Annotated in this window: 15 protein-coding genes and 2 tRNA genes; 11 read left to right on the top strand and 6 right to left on the bottom strand. The window is 41.1% G+C overall.

Annotated features, from left to right (window positions below; all coding sequences use genetic code 11):
* The first annotated feature begins 62 nt into the window (after window positions 1-62).
* Complete coding sequence (locus PR833_RS06750; RefSeq protein ID WP_014656841.1) at window positions 63-833, top strand: N-acetylmuramoyl-L-alanine amidase; 771 nt, start codon at window positions 63-65, stop codon at window positions 831-833.
* A gap of 239 nt (window positions 834-1072) precedes the next feature.
* On the opposite strand, the gene PR833_RS06745 is transcribed toward PR833_RS06750, so the two are convergent.
* A complete protein-coding gene (locus PR833_RS06745; RefSeq protein ID WP_272525983.1) occupies window positions 1073-1744 on the bottom strand; it encodes a LuxR C-terminal-related transcriptional regulator in 672 nt (223 codons plus the stop codon).
* Window positions 1745-2142: 398 nt separating this feature from the next.
* Between PR833_RS06745 and PR833_RS06740 the strand changes: the two genes are divergently transcribed.
* The 7 genes from PR833_RS06740 (at window position 2143) to PR833_RS06710 (ending at window position 10462) form a co-directional block, all read left to right on the top strand.
* A complete protein-coding gene (locus PR833_RS06740; protein ID WP_004926576.1) occupies window positions 2143-3636 on the top strand; it encodes an APC family permease in 1494 nt (497 codons plus the stop codon).
* Window positions 3611-4216: a DUF3156 family protein gene (locus tag PR833_RS06735; RefSeq protein WP_060560948.1), complete on the top strand. Its 606-nt coding sequence runs from the start codon at window positions 3611-3613 to the stop codon at window positions 4214-4216. Before PR833_RS06740 ends, PR833_RS06735 begins: the two co-directional genes overlap by 26 nt.
* 56 nt (window positions 4217-4272) lie before the next feature.
* Window positions 4273-5859 (top strand): alpha/beta hydrolase-fold protein, encoded by a 1587-nt coding sequence (locus tag PR833_RS06730; RefSeq protein WP_272525982.1) that lies wholly within the window; start codon window positions 4273-4275, stop codon window positions 5857-5859.
* A gap of 201 nt (window positions 5860-6060) precedes the next feature.
* Entirely contained in the window at window positions 6061-7500 is a 1440-nt protein-coding gene (phoA, locus tag PR833_RS06725) for an alkaline phosphatase (protein WP_014656836.1), read from the top strand.
* Window positions 7501-7919: 419 nt separating this feature from the next.
* On the top strand, window positions 7920-9572 hold the full coding sequence (locus PR833_RS06720; RefSeq protein ID WP_004926590.1) for a Na/Pi cotransporter family protein: 1653 nt from the start codon (window positions 7920-7922) through the stop codon (window positions 9570-9572).
* On the top strand, window positions 9556-10089 hold the full coding sequence (locus PR833_RS06715; RefSeq protein WP_036941931.1) for a GNAT family N-acetyltransferase: 534 nt from the start codon (window positions 9556-9558) through the stop codon (window positions 10087-10089). Before PR833_RS06720 ends, PR833_RS06715 begins: the two co-directional genes overlap by 17 nt.
* Before the next feature lie 112 nt (window positions 10090-10201).
* The gene (locus PR833_RS06710; RefSeq protein ID WP_004926595.1) at window positions 10202-10462 is read left to right on the top strand and encodes a DUF1435 family protein; all 261 of its coding nucleotides are present in this window, start codon (window positions 10202-10204) and stop codon (window positions 10460-10462) included.
* Between the two features lie 80 nt (window positions 10463-10542).
* Here PR833_RS06710 and PR833_RS06705 read toward each other — a convergent pair.
* The 3 genes from PR833_RS06705 to rsmC all read right to left on the bottom strand — a co-directional run bounded on the left by PR833_RS06705 (window position 10543) and on the right by rsmC (window position 11952).
* Window positions 10543-10628 (bottom strand) — tRNA-Leu (locus tag PR833_RS06705).
* Window positions 10629-10697: 69 nt separating this feature from the next.
* A tRNA-Leu gene (locus PR833_RS06700) sits at window positions 10698-10783 on the bottom strand.
* Window positions 10784-10938: 155 nt separating this feature from the next.
* A complete protein-coding gene (rsmC, locus tag PR833_RS06695) occupies window positions 10939-11952 on the bottom strand; it encodes a 16S rRNA (guanine(1207)-N(2))-methyltransferase RsmC (RefSeq protein WP_272525981.1) in 1014 nt (337 codons plus the stop codon).
* Window positions 11953-12160: 208 nt separating this feature from the next.
* Between rsmC and PR833_RS06690 the strand changes: the two genes are divergently transcribed.
* Together PR833_RS06690 and rimI are read left to right on the top strand one after the other, a co-directional pair.
* Window positions 12161-12571, top strand: coding sequence for a DNA polymerase III subunit psi (locus PR833_RS06690; protein WP_004926599.1), 411 nt, complete (start codon window positions 12161-12163; stop codon window positions 12569-12571).
* The gene (gene rimI / locus PR833_RS06685) at window positions 12540-12992 is read left to right on the top strand and encodes a ribosomal protein S18-alanine N-acetyltransferase (protein ID WP_141173564.1); all 453 of its coding nucleotides are present in this window, start codon (window positions 12540-12542) and stop codon (window positions 12990-12992) included. Before PR833_RS06690 ends, rimI begins: the two co-directional genes overlap by 32 nt.
* A 79-nt stretch (window positions 12993-13071) precedes the next feature.
* On the opposite strand, the gene PR833_RS06680 is transcribed toward rimI, so the two are convergent.
* Together PR833_RS06680 and PR833_RS06675 are read right to left on the bottom strand one after the other, a co-directional pair.
* Window positions 13072-14124, bottom strand: coding sequence for a hypothetical protein (locus tag PR833_RS06680; protein ID WP_072502538.1), 1053 nt, complete (start codon window positions 14122-14124; stop codon window positions 13072-13074).
* Between the two features lie 211 nt (window positions 14125-14335).
* Window positions 14336-15904, bottom strand: a complete 1569-nt coding sequence (locus PR833_RS06675) for a BCCT family transporter (protein ID WP_004926609.1) — start codon at window positions 15902-15904, stop codon at window positions 14336-14338.
* Window positions 15905-16195: 291 nt separating this feature from the next.
* Here PR833_RS06675 and PR833_RS06670 point away from each other — a divergent pair, with 291 nt between their 5' ends.
* Window positions 16196-17323, top strand: a complete 1128-nt coding sequence (locus PR833_RS06670; RefSeq protein ID WP_014656833.1) for an aromatic ring-hydroxylating oxygenase subunit alpha — start codon at window positions 16196-16198, stop codon at window positions 17321-17323.
* The last annotated feature ends 5 nt before the right edge of the window (window positions 17324-17328 follow it).

Here is a 17328-nt window from a genome sequence, read left to right as displayed (position 1 = left end):
GATGATAATCAGTTTTAATTTTATCCTTGTTAGGCTAATTCAGTATCAATGAGGGTATGATAATGTTAAAAGTCGATTACAATGCGTACCGTTCAATAAAAGGTTTTAATCGTAGAGTAAGGTTTTTAGTCATGCATTACACTGCTTTGAATTTTCAAGGTTCAGTTAATGCATTATCAGGAAATGCCGCTGTAAGTGCTCATTATTTAGTTCCCGACCCAACAGATAAAATGTATACAGATGCTGGGTTTAAGGAGATGAGAGTCTTTAATTTAGTTGATGAAAATGAAAGAGCTTGGCATGCAGGCGTGAGTGCATGGGCTGGTAGAACTAACTTGAACGATACTTCGATAGGTATTGAAATTGTTAATGAAGCTCAAGATAACAACGGGAATTTTCTTTTTCCGCCATATAATGAAGTGCAAATTGAAGCAATCAAACAATTAGCATTAAATATTATCGAACGTTACCCTGATATTATTCCTACCAATATTGTCGGACATGCGGATATTGCACCTGATGGGCGTAAAAGTGATCCCGGTGCAGCGTTTCCTTGGAAACAACTTTATGATGCAGGAATTGGGGCTTGGTATGATGAGGCGACTAAATCTTGTTATATGCAGAAATATAACGGGGGATTACCAGAAAAAGCAGAAATTTTAGAGAAGTTAAAACGCTATGGGTATGACGTTTCAAAAGCGAATACAGATAATGGCTATAAAATGTTAATTCGAGCTTTTCAGCTTCACTTTAGACCAGAAAACTATGATGGTATTGCGGATGTTGAGACGGTTGCGATCATTTATGCCTTAGTTGAAAAGTACTTCCCTTAATGTAATTACGTTAGTTGAATAACAGGACTTTGCCTAATACTTCATTGAGTGTGATAGTGAACGTATTTATTTAAGAATGAAATGCATTGGTGTTCAATCCTATTTGGAGAGCAATGTAATAGGGGCGTTGCCAATGCATTTACTCCCAGTTGTATTATTAAATAAACAAATAATTATATGGTTAATGAATCAAATATATTGGTTTTTCCATGAATTTATTAAGGGCTGTGTCTAAGCACTCACAGCATCTTTTCTTGGCGAATAATAAAACCGGATGAAACCAGTTCTGTGCGGTTGCTGACATTCGCCTTAGTAAAAATATTGCGTAAATGGGTTTTCACCGTAGACAGTGATACCCCAAGTTGCAAAGCGATACGTTTATTGCTTGCGCCTTCTCGGACTAAGTGAATGATCTCTTGCTCCTTTGGGGTATAAGAAACCAGAGAATCAGGCAAAATGTCAAAAGTCATTAATTCAGCAATAGGTAAAATTGAATTAAGCCGCATAACTTCTTGTTGTTGAAAGGGAGCATCCCGCAATACGGAGATCCCTGCGATGATCTTGTTTTTACGACGGATAAAAATCTCTGCCATATCTGTAATATTATTTGGCCTCATAAAGTCGTTATAAAACTCTTGGCTTTGTTGTTTCATGTCAGGTGCCATTCTGACTAATCGTAAATCATCACCTCGGAATTTATCGGGGTGTAACGGATCTAACTGATAAAAATGCTTTAAATAATCTTGATGCATACGTGAGCTAATACCATAGAGCACATGGTTATCAGGCTGCCAAAAATCATCCACCAAGTAATAAACGGATGCCGAAACAGGAATAATATGAGCAATTGTGTTCAAGCAACAGTTGATTAATGTTCGCTGGTGGTAGCACAAAGGGGGTGTCTTCATCATATTACCTTCCGTAGTGGGTCCAATCATTATCATGCAACTAATTTTTGTTAACATAAAATAAACATGTTAATAACGTGAGCTTGATTACAATATTTAAACTTCATCGGTGATAAGCCAACTCACTCAATTCGCCAATCTGTATCTTTCGTTACTACTTTATTAACATATTAATAATCTAGTTGTCTGTTATTTGTTGATTTTTAATGTGTTATTTGTTTTTTTTGCAATTTATCCGGTACTTTTCGCGGCTATCCCCTTTATTCCCTCCCCCTATGGGTATCGTCCTTTAGGACGATAGCGGCAAGATTATGCTTATTTCTATAGTGGCAATGCAGTCACTCTATTTTTACAAAAAATTCACAATCATGACTGTGTTCTGAGAAAGAGAGGGAAGCAAAATGAATATATCCTCAAAATTAACCTCACATATTGAAAAGGGGAAAGTAGGGTTTCCAACGACCCTAGCTAGCTCTGTGGGTGTAATTATGGCAAGCCCTGTCATCTTGACGGTGACAAGCGGTTTCGGGATCGGCGGTGATACTTTTGCGTTAGCCGTACTGCTGAGTTTTATCATGATGCAAGCTCAGTTGACGACATTCTCTGAAGCAGCGGCGATTTTGCCAACATCAGGTTCTGTCTATGATTATATTTCATGTGGTATGGGGCGTTTTTGGGCAATTACGGGGGCATTATCAGCCTATTTGATTGTGCATGTGTTTGCAGGAACGGCGGAGACAATTCTGTCGGGTATCATGGCATTGGTAAACTTTGAAAGTCTCAATACCGTGATGGAAACCAGTAACACTTCTTGGATGGTTGGGGTTGGCTTAGTGATCACATTCGGCCTACTCAATGCCTTTGGTATCGAAGCTTTCAGTAAAGTGGAAGTGGTGCTCACGTTTGCGATGTGGAGTACTTTAGTCATATTTGGTATTGCCGGATTATTAATGCCATTCCATGCATCAGCTGAAGGCTGGTTTGGTCTTGGATTAAATATTTCAGACCCAACACTCGTGTTAAGCTTTGTGGGGATGGCGATGTTTATGTTTGTCGGTTGTGAATTGGTCACACCGATGGCCCCTGAAATTAAAAATTCAGCAAAAGTTATTCCTCGCGCCATGGCAACGGGGCTGTGTGGTGTGGCTTTTTGTATGTTCTTATTTGGTGCTTCAATGACACACCAAGTTGAAAACATCATTGTTGATCCCGCGAACAATGTTAGCTTGTTAGAAACACCAATGGCGATCCCTGCTTTCGCGGGGCAAGTGTTTGGGGATATTGGTAAATATTGGATTGGTATTGCGCTGTTATTAGCGGGTGGTGCAACGATTAACACATTGATGGCGGCGGTGCCACGGATCCTTTATGGTATGGCTCTTGATGGCGCATTACCTCGCATCTTTGCTTACCTGCATCCACGTTTTAAAACACCAGTATTTGGTATTTTTGTGGCGGTGATGATCCCTTGTCTACATACTTTCGCGATCCAAGGTGATTTAGACCGGATCATTCCATTAGTTTTAGCGGCAGTATGTTCTTGGGGAACGGCGTATTTGTTGGTGACTATCTCGGTTATTCTATTACGTATTCGTCGTCCTGATTTACATCGCGCTTATCGTTCACCGTTTTTCCCACTTCCACAAATTATTTCTAGCGTCGGCATTATCTTGGCGATTATTTATATTACGCCGCCGGGAATGAATAAGTCTGATGTCTACATTCCTTTTATTATTATGTTAAGTCTGACAGCAAGTTACGCTTTAATTTGGACTGTCTTTGTGCAGAAAGTAAATCCATTTAAACCTGTTCCAGTTGAGCAAGTGCTATCAAGCACCTTTACTGAGGAAGAGTTGAAGGGGGTGAAAATTGAGCCACTACGCAACCTCGCCTAAGGGCAACATTTGGCAGCGTTTAAATAAAAAACGGTTGCCAGCAGGTTATCAACAAGGGTTAACCTTGAATAGGGTAGAGCGTGATATTTTACCGTATCAATGTGAATGGGGAGCTCCAGGGGAGCTCCTAATACACCCGCAGGCGTCATTGACTATTCGAGTGACTGAACGTGTTAAAACCTTATTTATGGCGTTTATTGTATTTAGCCGTTTTTCTGTGACAGGGCGCTGTGGTTCAGCTATCAATGCAAAAATTACGGTGAAAACCCGCGGGAGCTTAAAGCAAAAACATGTTCATTTCATCTCGAAGGATGAAGAAGGGCAAGCCGTCGTTAATTTATTGAAAGAGTACCCCATTATTGCTCAAACACTTGAAGAGTTAGACTTTAATTATTTTCACTTAGTGATCAAAGATGGGGTTTGGCATTGTGAAATAGAGCCTTTTACCGCTTCCGAGATGGTGTGTCGAATGCCAGCAATCCGCCGTTATTTACGTTTAACACCAGAACAAAGGCACCGCCTATTAAGTGCATTGCAATTATTCCAGCAATTTATGGAAAAACATTATGGTAATCATTGAGTTTGAAATGTTAATTTGATAGTAATGTTTGCTATTGAAACTCTTTCTCAATGGAAATGGATGTGAAATCGTTACCGTTATTAGGCTGTATCTTACTTTCATCGGCAGCTATGGCAGCCGTTCCAGATTGTATTCGCTTGGATGAATTATCTCCTTCTATTGAGGGGATTCATAATAGCGAAGGTCATAGCTGTTTGCTGGTTGAAATCTCAAATAAACAGTACATTCGCCAAGAGGGGGATGGTATTTCAGAAGCCGTGCTTTCAGGGAATGATAAGCAACCCATTCGCGTGTTAGTACAACATTTACCACAAACAGAGCCGCATTCTGTCTCTTATATTGTGCCCAAGCAGGGGCAATATTACCTCAATTTACAAGGTGCACCGGAGCAGCCTTGGCATCTCAAATTTAATTTAACTGACTATCAACCATTAGCGATTGAAGCGGAACATAAAATTGATAGCCCTAAATTACAAGCTTTACTTGATGCACATAAACAAGAGAAAACGACAGACGCTTTTTGGCGAGAGGTAAAAGCACAGGGAACCCCCTTAGTTGAAGAGTATAAAAAAGGACAAAAGAAGGTCACTTTTTTATGGCGTGGTGCAACCGCCAATGCTTATATTTTAGGTGCGCCTTCAGGGAATCATGAAACTATGGCCCATATCCCGAATACGGATATCTGGTATCGCACTTTTATCGTTCCGAAAGACACTTTGTCACAATATAAAATCGCCCCTGATGTGCCGAAAGTGACAGAAGGTGGGTTCGCGCAACGCAAAGCGATTTTGGCGACGGCACAAGCCGATCCATTCAATGCGCATGGGATCCCGTCATTTGCGACGGATCGCTATAATCGCTTTTCATTATTGTCATTAGCGCCAGAAAAACGTCAATGCGACTTTGCCAAGATTGAGGGGCACCAACGTAAAGGCCGCTTAGAATCATTTAATTTTCACAGTAACCTGTTAAATAATGATAGGCAGATTTATCTGTATCGCCCTGCGGTCGCAATGAGTAAGCCATCGGTGTTGGTATTATTAGATGGGCAAACCTACTTGCATACTTACAAAATGGCTGACTTTTTTGATAAGTGGATGTCGGAGGGCGCAATACCACCAATGTATGTGGTGTTCCTTGATAGCATTAGCTCCGAGCGCCGTAACGTCGAGTTACCACCAAATCCTGATTTTCCGAAGATGCTGTCAAAAGAGCTGATGCCTGTATTAGCAACAAAAGGCATCCAAGCACCTGCACGGTCAACCATTATTGCCGGATCGAGTTATGGAGGATTAGGCGCGACTTGGAACGCCCTCTCACATCCTGAATTATTCGGCAATGTACTCAGTATGTCAGGCTCTTATTGGTGGGCACCTAAAGGAAAAGAGCCTGAGTGGCTGATCCGCGAAATAGAGCAGATGTCGAAAAAACCATTGCGTTTTTACCTTGAAGCGGGGCTATTTGAGCAACGTGGTAGTTGGGGCGGTATCATTCAAAATCATTATCGATTATTGGATGTATTGAAGCATAAAGGTTATCAGGTGGAAGCGACTGAGCTACCAAGTGGACATGATTATGTCTCTTGGTGTGAAACGCTCTATACAGGAACTCGTTACTTAATGGCGGAACCACCGAAACAATAGTGTCATTTAATTGACCCAAAGAAAAACAATAATGGAAGCAGCCACCGTGTCGTTAGGCTGCTTTTTTTATTCTTAATGACAATGATCTTTTTTTCGACATAAAAGCGTCATGCAACTGTCATCTGACTCAATTAGCATGCCTGTCATTATTTGAAGCAATTACATATTTAATTTCTTTTTATTATTGGCAAGGAAATGGTTATGACAGGTCATTGCATGAAATCGATTTTAGCTGTTGCTGTAAGTACAATGATTTTTGGTAGTGCTATCCCTGTATATGCGGCAACGCCGACAGATGCGGTTTCACAAAATCGCGCAGCACAAGGTGATATCACTAAATTTGGCGGTGCTCGTCGCCTAGCACAAGAGCAAACCGATATTATGAAAGCGGCGCTCCATAATGGGCAGGCGAAAAACGTCATTCTGTTTATTGGTGATGGTATGGGCGACTCTGAAATTACGGTGGCACGTAATTATGCAGAAGGGGCAGGCGGTTTCTTTAAAGGTATCGACGCATTACCTATTACTGGTCAATATACTCACTACGCATTAGATAAAAAGACGAAAAAACCTGATTACGTAACAGATTCAGCCGCTTCAGCGACAGCTTGGTCTTCTGGCGTGAAAACCTATAACGGTGCTTTAGGTGTTGATGTGTTTGATAAAGACCATGAAACCTTACTTGAAATCGCTAAGCGCCATGGTAAAGCGACAGGTAACGTGACGACCTCTGAAATTCAAGATGCGACCCCAGCCGCGCAATTTTCCCATGTCACAGCGCGTAAATGTTATGGGCCAGAAGAAACCTCCGCAAAATGTGCGAGCAATGCCTTAGAGAATGGCGGTCGTGGTTCAATCACTGAGCAACTGCTGGTTACCCGTGCTGATGTTACATTAGGTGGTGGTGCGAAAAGCTTTAAACAAGTGGCGAAAGCCGGTGAGTACAAAGGTAAAACGCTAGAGGAGCAAGCAAAGGAGCGTGGTTTCAATATCGTGCGTGATGCGAAATCCTTAGATGCGGTTACTGTTGCAAACCAAGATAAACCTGTTTTAGGCCTATTCCATGATGGCAATATGGCGGTTGCTTGGGAAGGCCCTAAAGCAACGCATTATGGCAATATCAATAATCCACCGCTTGAGTGCAAACCGAACGCTAAGCTAGATCCAAATGCACCGACATTGGCTCAAATGACACAAAAAGCAATCGATCTGTTGCAAGTCAACCCGAATGGTTTCTTCTTGCAAGTTGAAAGTGCTTCGATTGATAAACAAGACCATATGGCTAATCCATGTGGCCAAATTGGTGAGACGGTAGCTTTGGATGAGGCCGTACAAGTTGGCTTAGAGTTTGCGAAAAAACACGGTGATACATTGGTGATTGTCACTGCTGACCACGCGCACTCCAGCCAAATTATCCCTGAAGGAACCAAGTCTACTGGGTTAACACAAGCATTGATCACAAAAGATGGTTCCGTCATGGTGGTTAACTACGGTAACTCTGAAGAAGAAGATTCACAAGAGCACACCGGCGCACAGTTACGCGTTGCAGCGTATGGCCCACATGCCGCTAACGTCATGGGGTTAACTGACCAAACCGATTTGTTCTTTACCATGCGCGATGCCATGGGATTGAAACAATAAACCAACCTGTAAGTGGAATCCTCTGCGATAGGAGATTGCGGAGGATTTTTTATTGCTCCCTCTTTTTAACCTCCCGCTATTTACGCTCTCTTACATTAACTTTTTTGCGTTAACTCAGCGATTCAGGTATAAAAAATGATTAGACGATTGAGCCTGCTTGATGTGTATTGTGGCATAGTGGGGAGAGTTTAATCGCTTATTCATACCATCTGCATTAAGGTTTATTGTTAACTTTTTGAATAATAATAAAAATAATGTATGATTGTATGATTTCACTTAATTCGGCAACGTTTTAAGTTATCTAATTAATTCATCCATCAAGCAAGAGTGAAAAAGGCGGTCTCCTTCCGTTTGAAATCACTCGTACAGTTTTATCACCATTGTCTTAAATATAACAAATATAACGTCATAGGGTTTCAATGCTGGCACTTTTACATCTTTTATCATCTGTCGCATTGCTAGTTTGGGGCACACATATTGTCCGTACTGGTATTATGCGGGTTTTTGGTGCAGATCTACGCCGTATTTTAGGAAAGAGTGTTAATAAGAGAACAAGCGCATTTCTTTCCGGCGTAGGGGTAACTGCGCTCGTGCAAAGTAGTAATGCAACGGCATTACTGGTTATCTCTTTTGTTTCTCAGGGGCTGATTTCATTAACGCCTGCCATGGTTATCATGCTTGGTGCCGATGTCGGGACAGCGTTGATGGCGAGGGTGTTAACGTTTGATCTCTCTTGGTTATCACCGCTGCTGATCCTTGTGGGTGTTTCAACCTTTTTAAGCCAAAAGAAAAATCGAACAGGACAAATTGGTCGTGTCGGTATCGGGCTTGGGCTTATTTTATTAGCGTTACAGTTAATTGTGGCATCGGCAGAGCCGATTACCCATGCTGATGCGGTGAAGGCAATTTTTACCTCGTTAAGTGGGGATGTTGTTTTGGCACTGCTGGTGGGTGCTCTGTTTGCCATGGTGAGTTATTCAAGCTTAGCAGCGGTGTTATTGACTGCCACATTAAGCGCAACAGGCTTGGTGCCTCTTTATATTAGCTTGAGTATCGTTATTGGCTCTAACATTGGTAGTGGCTTACTCGCCATGATGAGTAGCCGCGGGCAAAATGAAATTTCACGACAAGTCGTTCTGGGGAGTTTGCTATTTAAACTAATCGGCTGTGTTGTCGTATTACCTTGGGTGAAACCACTGGCAGAATGGATTGGGGGCTACGGCTTTAATGAAGCCGAAATCGTGATCTATTTTCACGTGTTTTATAACCTAGCTCGTTGTCTTGTCATGTTGCCTTTTGTTGGGCCAATGGCGAGGTTATGTAATAAATTAATCCCTATTGTTCCTTCGATGGAGCAAGAGGTTGCCCCGCGTTATTTGGATAAAAGTGCATTAGAGACGCCATCACTGGCAATCGCTAACGCCGTACGAGAAACATTACGTATGGGGGATCTACTTGAATTAATGCTTCAACGTTTTACAGATGTTCTTAACGGTAATAAAGAGCAGAAAAGGGAAATTAACCGCTTGGATGAAGAGGTCGATATGCTGCATAGCAGCATTAAACTCTATTTAGCGCAGTTACATCAAAGCGAACTCAGTGAGGAAGATTCAAGGCGTTGGGCTGAAATTATTGATACTGCTTTTAATTTGCAGCAATCATCGACTATCATCCACCGAATGACTTCTGAGTTAGTCAAAAAATCGATTGATAATCGCCGTTCCTTCTCTAATGAAGGTTATAAAGAGCTACATTCTTTACTTGAGCGATTACAGACGAATTTGAATCTAGGGATGTCTGTTTTTGTTTCGGCCGATATTGATAATGCGAAACGTCTACGGCGTGCAAAACACCGTTTTCGTCTTATTAACCAACGCTTTGCTTATGCGCACGTTGAAAGGTTACACAAACAAAATATGCAAAGTCTAGATACTAGTAACTTACATGTTAGCCTGCTAGGCGATATGAAACGGTTGAATTCATTATTTTGTGCCGTTGCTTATCATGCGCTAGAAGGCGTAGCAGAAAGCCGTAAAGAACAATTGAGTTTAGAAAATGAGAAAAATACGTGAATTAACAAGGGATGAAGTTCCTTCGGTTTGGTCAATTGATAGAACAGAATTAATCGAAAATTTATATCTTCACCAAAATGGGAAATTAGTGTTATCCGCGCAACGCTTTGATATGAAAGGTTGGCCGGAAGGTGAACCTGAGGCATATACGCCACATTTACTCGAAAGCTATGATAACGGAGCGGTATTTATTGGCGTGTTTGATCATGACACACTAATCGCCGCTGCAAGTTTAGATAATGTATGGCGTGGTGAAGAGCGTAATTTACTTCAATTGTCATTCTTACATGTTAGCCACCGCTATCGGGGTGAGGGCTTAGGGGGCATGTTATTTAATCAGTGCTGTGAATTAGCCAAAGAGAAAGGGGCAGCTGGCTTATATGTATCAGCAACGCCTTCTGAAAATACAGTCCATTTTTATCAGTATATGGGGTGTGAACTGCTGGATAAGCCAGACCCAGAGCTATTTGCCTTAGAGCCTGAAGATATTCATTTTGTTTATTTATTTAATGAATAAATAGCTTTTATTTTTTCTTAAATAGGCATGGTTTCCTCAATAAAAAATATTGTATTTTGCCAAAAACAAGATATGATTGATAATCATTATCATTTAGATTGTTGAGGTCGCTATGCCAACTAGCGTAACAAAAAGCACTTATCTACGTCGCTCTACAGCAGGGTTATGGGGTGTTTTCGCGGTTATTTTGTTGAGCGTGATTTATCTACTCAGCAATATGGGGCTAAATAGCCTTAAAGCTGTCACGATAGTGACTATGCTAACCACCGCCGCAATGTTATTCAACCGCGGCTCTCGGCGCTTATTGATTATCCCCGCCGTGATAGCACTGTTATGCAGTCTAATGGCTTTAGTCTCACAACATAGCGTATAAGATAACCGTAGTTTACACGCCTACAGCGAATCTTCGGGTTATAGGGAAAGGGTTCGTTGATCGAGATAGGAAGTTAACAGTGGTGCGAAAGGGGGGACTTGAACCCCCACGCCCGAAGGGCACTAACACCTGAAGCTAGCGCGTCTACCAATTCCGCCACCCTCGCAGGTACTGTCAATTCATTGAAAGCTATCGATTTAATTTTTAACTTGGTGATTAAAAATTGTAGTCTGTATGGTGCGAAAGGGGGGACTTGAACCCCCACGTCCGAAGGACACTAACACCTGAAGCTAGCGCGTCTACCAATTCCGCCACCCTCGCAATATCAGACTCTATTTTGTGTCGATAGTACGCAGCGGATTTTAGGCTAATTTAGCCGCGCGTCAATAATTTTTTTATTATGCTTTTATTATTTGATGTAAAAACGGCCAACCATTTCTAGGTTAGCCGCGATAGAAATCATGGAGGTTTATGGATTAGCGTTTAATTGCTTGATAAACCTTAAATTTACCTGTTTTTGCTAATGCTTCATGGCTGCCAAATGCCTTATCAAGCATGTCTGGATAAGGTAAAAAAGCATTGGCCACAATACGGAGTCGCCCACCTTTTTTCAGGTATTTCGGGGCTTGGAATATCATATTTTCAGCTGCACTGTAGCTGGTATTTAACCCATCATGGAAAGGGGGGTTAGAGATAATCCAATCAAAGGTGTCATTGATATCTGAGTAGGCATCGCTTGCAAGTACTTTGCCAGTTAACTGATTGGCTTGTAATGTGGCGATAGAGGAGGCAATAGCAGCCGCGCTCACATCACTCAGTGTCAATGTTACATTAGGGTTTTGGCTTCCGACGACGGCAGCTAAAACGCCATTACCGCAAGCAATATCAAGTAGATTACCTGTAATAGGCTCATTCAGTGTAGAAAGTAGGAGTTCACTACCAATATCTAATTCATTGTGACTAAACACGCCAGGTAAGGCTTGGATCTGTACGTTCTCTACTTCATAGCGGCGCCACCAACGAGTTATATCAAAATCCGTAGGTTGTTCCAACTCACCATAATACAGCCCACAGCGTCTTGCAGAGTCAATTTTTTGCAATGTCGCGATGCCTTCCATGATAGATTCGGCACTTTTTACACCGCTACGGTTTTCGCCAACAATAAAAATTTGGCTACCTGTGGTCAGGTGAGTGCATAAATCATCCAGTTGAAAGCAGGCTTCTTGTTTATTTTTAGGCCAGAAATAGATCAAGGTATTGCAAGGACGTACAAAATCAGCATCTGCTACCGCAGCAAATTTCACACTGTCGCCCATTAAGGAGTGCAAATTTTGCCAACGATGGTATTGATTAGTGAGAACACGTACGCTCGCAGCTTCTAAGGTTGCTGCTAATTCATCTTGGATGTCACCCGCTAAAATGACATGGCGATCGGTAAAATGCTCAAGGTGGCGTTGGATAACTTCGCTAGCCGGTGTCAGTAGTGACATACTTTGTTGATCTCCTAAAATACCCTCAATCTTTCGAGCCATCGCGTTTTAGCGTCTAGCTACAATGCAAATTGTTTATGGTATGTATGTAAGCCTAATTATTTTGTGCACACTTTATCAGAAAATGGGGAAATAGCATTGCTCTGTTGGCGCTATTGATCCGCTTTGATAAGATGTCGTTGTTAACATAGCGACTGGAATGAAATGAATGGCACGACGTGACAGACTTTTAAATCAAATGGGTATCACTCAATGGGTAGTGAGAAACCCTGCTGTATTACGTGGTGAACGTGGTGTAAGAATTCCAGATTCGACTAAGCTTATTATTATTACTGATGAGAACCTTGATTTAAACAACCGTCTGTTAAAAGATATTTTTCTGGCGATGAAAATTTATCCAACGGATGTGGTTTGTATTAATTCAGAGCAATTGGCAATGCTTCCAACACCAATAACAATAAATTGTTGGGTCTTAGGCGGCCAATCTCATCCAGAAGGGTTAAATACAACCTTTATTTCTCCTGTATTAGATGAGCTGGCAGCCAGCAATAGCGCTAAACGGGCACTTTGGGAGCAGATTTATCAATATGACGAAAATTTCAGCACTAAAGCAGTCTGATCTTGCGACAGCTTTCTTAATCGAAAAGTTAAGTCATGATTTTCCTTGGACTGAGCGTGTTTTTTATGGAAACCAAGGGGAAAAGTATCATAACATCAAAATTACTCTTAATAATCAGATCGTTGGTTTTGCTATAACACAGTGTGTTCTTGATGAGGCAACACTCTTTAATATTGCCGTGCACCCCGATTATCAAGGAAAAGGGTATGGGCGTATGTTAATGGAGCAACTGATTAAGGATCTGGTTGATAAAGGGATTTTGACATTATGGCTTGAAGTTCGTGAATCGAATGCACCGGCGCTGCACCTGTATGATAAATTAGGGTTTCATCAAGTGACGGTACGTAAAGATTATTACCCTGCAAAGCAGGGGCGAGAAGATGCGTTTATTTTGGCATTAACCCTGTTTAATGACGCATAATGTGATTATTAAACCACGGCCGAATATGGGTCGTGGTAAATTTGCCTGCCGATTATTTAATACGAATACTTAAGCCATATTAGCCTTTTACAATGAGTGGGTCTTGGCTAACCATATTATATTCAGCATCTTTTCGGTAACCAAAAAGCCGAACCAGTGTACGGCGGTTATCTTTTACAATATCCCGACTATGTAAGCTTAATTTATTATTAATCACTATCATCCTATATGGCTGCAAATCGACGGCATCAAATTCCATATTTTCGGCAATAGAATTAAATTTATTATACGTTTTTTGGACGAATTCTGAAGCCGCGGGATTGAGTGAAAAACGCTCTGAATTATAATTCATATTCAATTTTCCATGCTTATCAAGTTCGAGGATAGAAATACATTTTCCACCGATACTTTTTCCTTCACTGGCTGTTTTCGCTTTACGGAAATCAAAGCTGGCTGTGGTTAAAGCAACGATTTCTTCAGGTGATAATTGGTCAATGATGCGCTTAATGGGGGCTACTTTTGTTGTTTCTGATAAAGGGTTCCACCTTGCAGTGAGTATCAGCGATGACGGTGAAGGGGAGTGCCCATCGATAATGTTAATTGCGGAGTAATAAGGGTCTTCAGTGTGTGGTACGACCGCTTTGCCCGAATGGGAACTGGCATCAGGGGCTTCATTTTGGCGTTTTTCAGCACCACCGCCATTAAAGTTAGCTACAATTCTAATAATATTTCCTAGGTTTTCAGTATCATAAGCAAATGTGGTTTCATTTAATAATGCTAAAATAATTTGCTCTTGTGAGGCCAATTTTAAAATTTCGATATCACTTTCTAATTCTTGGAGGGTCGGTAAGGCGCTTTTATTCGGAAGGTTAATCGGTTCACCATTAACGTCCGTATCCACAAACCCTTCAAAAACTAAATAAGGAATTTTTTCATTCCTATAGTCATCCAGTAGTTTCTTATCTTCATCATTGAATAAGTTGTATAACTGAGTTGCAACCTGCTCTGCTAATTTTTGACTTCCTGATATTTGAGGCCCACCATTTAAAGCGAATTGATAGGACTTTTCCTGTAAAAGCGTGGCGATCTCACTGCTGAGGAAAATGTGATTAATGGTTTTATTGTCTGGCATAATTTTATTATTCCTATAATTCAATTTGTTAGATAACGATTTTTAATGAATAAAAACTAATTCATTAATTAAGGAATAATAAAAAAATATTATTTTTTTTCGATTTCTTAATCTATTAGTGTTTGATCTTATAATCGGATGCTTTTTATTTGACGGCATGAAAAACCACAGTATCCAAACTGTGGTTTTATTCTAATAGGCTTTTAGAGGGTTATTTAGATAGCTTTTCAGATGCAGGTAGAATAGGGGGATTGATCACAACTTGGCTTTTTTTGCGGTACTTCTTTTCTGCTTTTTCTGTGCGGACCTCTTCATTAAGGCCTTTGTATGTCGAATAACACATCAATAGCATTAATATGGAAAGCGGGATAGCAGTGGCAACTAAAGCAGATTGTAAACCGGATAATCCACCTGTGATGATCAATACGATAGCAATAGCCGCGATAACCACTCCCCAAATGGTCTTCGTCGTATGGGTTGGATTTGGGTTACCATTTTCACTGACCATTCCCAATACGAATACGGCTGAGTTTGCTGAAGTAATAAAGAAAACCATCACTAAAACCATAGCCAATACGCATAAGAAGGTGCTTGCAGGGAAATAGTCTAAGAATTTAAAGAAAGCAGAAGTCACATCTGATTTCACCGCTTCTGCAAGTGCTTTTTGTCCCATGTTTTGGATAAGATGGATGGCTGAGCCTCCCATCACGGCAAACCAAGCGAATGAGCCGAACACAGGAATAAAGACAGCGCCAATCATAAACTCTTTAATGGTACGCCCTTTGGAAATACGCGCCACGAAACTCCCTACTAAAGGCGCCCATGCAATCCACCAGCCGAAGTAAAAGAGAGTCCAGTTCGCAATCCAAGCACCATCATTATAGGGTTCAGTACGGAATGACATACTGACAAAGTTTTGTACATAGTCACCAATACCTTGAAAAAGAACTTTAAGGATCGTTTGTGTCGGGCCAGCAAAGAGAATAAAACCCATCAAGGCGAATGCTAATAGCATATTTAAGTTAGATAAATGCTTAATCGCACCTTGTAAACCAGAGATGGTCGACATGATATAAATGATGGTGACCACTGCAATAATCGCAATTTGGATCCAGATACTTACAGGGATCCCCCATAAGTAATTCATGCCACTGTTAACTTGCAGTGTGCCAAAGCCTAGCGAGGTCGCAATACCAATAACGATCGACAATACCACTAATACATCGACCCATTTCCCTATCGAGCCTTTGATACGTTCACCGATCAGTGGGTAAAACACAGAGCTCAGCGATGAAGGTAATTTCTTTCTAAATTGGAAAAAGGCTAATGATACACCGACTAAGGCATAGCAGGCCCAAGCTGAGACCCCCCAATGTAAATAGACATATTGCATGGCGGTTTTTGCTGCTTGTTCGGTATAGCCTGTACCAACTGGAGGGCTGATATAGTAAGAAACAGGCTCGGCAACTCCCCAAAACACGAGGCTAATCCCAATCGATGCACTAAATAACATTCCAACCCATGTTGCGGTACGATATTCGGGGCGATCACTGTCCTCTCCAAGCCGAATATGACCAAACTTTGAAAAACCGAGATACATACAAAAACTAAAAAAGATAAAAACGGCTCCGAGTATAAACCAACCTAAATTGTTATAGATAAAACCCAGAGAGTAATTTGAAAATGCTTCGAGTTTGTCAGGTATAAAGGCGCCTAAGCTGATTAATACCAGACTAAAGGCGAGTGATACGTAAAATACAGATTTCTTATTATTCATCATACCTCTTCTCCAGTTGCTCACTTATTTTTATGTCTTTTAATGAGAGTTGGTTTGCAGGGAATGCTACTTTTGGTTTACAGAGAATATCCATGAAAATATTGCGTGGTCAACAATTAATTAACCTGCAATTAACAAATGTATTTCACGGTATGTTGTTATCTATATGTTTTAAATAGATAAATTATTATTGTTATAATAATGTTTAATATTTTGTTTGATCATTATTGAGATATAGATTAACATTCCCAAAAAACATGTTAACTATAAGTTTACATAAGTGAGGCAATAATGATGAGCAATGCAAAAAAAGTCATTTCGATTAATGATCACCTTGATATTGATAATGCGTGGACCATTCCTGCACGCTATTACACGTCAGATGACGTATTTGAGTTCGAAAAAGAAAATATCTTTGCTAACTCTTGGGTTTGTGTTGCTCACAGTAGTGAGGTGAAAGAGAAAAATGCCTATATCACTCGCCAGTTGATTGGCGAAAGCCTTGTTATCGTTAGGGGGCGAGATGATGTTTTGCGGGGCTTTTATAATGTCTGCCCGCATCGAGGCCATCAGTTGATCAGTGGTGAAAGCGGTAAAATGAAAAATGTAATCACTTGCCCTTATCATGCTTGGGCATTCAAATTGGATGGTCAATTGGCACATGCGACAAACTGCGAAAACGTAAATAACTTTGAAGCCGATGCCATGTCATTGAGCAGTTTTCATGTGATTGAGCACGCAGGGTTTATTTATATTAATTTGACAGAAGGCGAGCCTCAACCTATCGAGGAGCAACTGCCTGGATTAGCGGCAAAAATGGAAGAAGCTTGCTCAGTGATCCGTGATCTGAAATTAGCGGCACGCTTTGTCAGCCATACGCCAGCTAACTGGAAGACGATTGTTGATAACTATATCGAATGTTATCACTGTCCAACAAACCATGTCAGTTTTGCTAGCTCGGTCGATGTGAATGTGTATGAGCACCAGTTGAATGAAAACTGGACGGTACAGATTGGTCAAGCCAAACCTTCAGAATCGTCATATCAATTTGATGAATCAGTAGTCAATCCACGTTTCTTCGGCTTTTGGATTTGGCCTAGCACCATGTTTAATATGCCGCCAGGTGGCGATTTTATGACCGTCATTTATGAGTTTCCGGTTAGTGCGGGAGAAACGTTGCAGCATTACGATATCTATTTCTTAAACGAAGAATTGACGGAGTACCAAAAGAACTTAGTGGAGTGGTATCGGACGGTATTTCGCCCAGAAGATCTACGCCTCGTTGAGAGTGTTCAAAAAGGGTTACGTTCCCGTGGCTATCGAGGGCAAGGGCGGATCATGGCTGATAGGCAACGTAGTGGGATCAGTGAGCATGGCGTCGCACACTTCCATAAGCTGATTGCAACGGCACACACTGAGTGACGGGA

This window comes from Providencia sp. PROV189, from assembly GCF_028480065.1.
Classification (GTDB): domain Bacteria; phylum Pseudomonadota; class Gammaproteobacteria; order Enterobacterales; family Enterobacteriaceae; genus Providencia; species Providencia stuartii.
The sequence above is the reverse complement of the archived record's forward strand: the minus strand, read 5'-3'. Positions and strand labels throughout refer to the sequence as shown.

Bases quoted from the DNA above. Each gene is read 5' to 3' on its own strand.
- PR833_RS06750 (WP_014656841.1), top strand. From the start codon at position 63: ATGTTAAAAGTCGATTACAATGCGTACCGTTCAATAAAAGGTTTTAAT.
- PR833_RS06730 (WP_272525982.1), top strand. From the start codon at position 4,273: ATGGATGTGAAATCGTTACCGTTATTAGGCTGTATCTTACTTTCATCG.
- PR833_RS06745 (WP_272525983.1), bottom strand. From the start codon at position 1,744: ATGATGAAGACACCCCCTTTGTGCTACCACCAGCGAACATTAATCAAC.
- rimI (WP_141173564.1), top strand. From the start codon at position 12,540: ATGACGAAAATTTCAGCACTAAAGCAGTCTGATCTTGCGACAGCTTTC.
- PR833_RS06720 (WP_004926590.1), top strand. From the start codon at position 7,920: ATGCTGGCACTTTTACATCTTTTATCATCTGTCGCATTGCTAGTTTGG.
- PR833_RS06690 (WP_004926599.1), top strand. From the start codon at position 12,161: ATGGCACGACGTGACAGACTTTTAAATCAAATGGGTATCACTCAATGG.
- PR833_RS06670 (WP_014656833.1), top strand. From the start codon at position 16,196: ATGAGCAATGCAAAAAAAGTCATTTCGATTAATGATCACCTTGATATT.
- PR833_RS06715 (WP_036941931.1), top strand. From the start codon at position 9,556: ATGAGAAAAATACGTGAATTAACAAGGGATGAAGTTCCTTCGGTTTGG.
- PR833_RS06740 (WP_004926576.1), top strand. From the start codon at position 2,143: ATGAATATATCCTCAAAATTAACCTCACATATTGAAAAGGGGAAAGTA.
- PR833_RS06675 (WP_004926609.1), bottom strand. From the start codon at position 15,904: ATGATGAATAATAAGAAATCTGTATTTTACGTATCACTCGCCTTTAGT.
- phoA (WP_014656836.1), top strand. From the start codon at position 6,061: ATGACAGGTCATTGCATGAAATCGATTTTAGCTGTTGCTGTAAGTACA.
- PR833_RS06710 (WP_004926595.1), top strand. From the start codon at position 10,202: ATGCCAACTAGCGTAACAAAAAGCACTTATCTACGTCGCTCTACAGCA.
- rsmC (WP_272525981.1), bottom strand. From the start codon at position 11,952: ATGTCACTACTGACACCGGCTAGCGAAGTTATCCAACGCCACCTTGAG.
- PR833_RS06680 (WP_072502538.1), bottom strand. From the start codon at position 14,124: ATGCCAGACAATAAAACCATTAATCACATTTTCCTCAGCAGTGAGATC.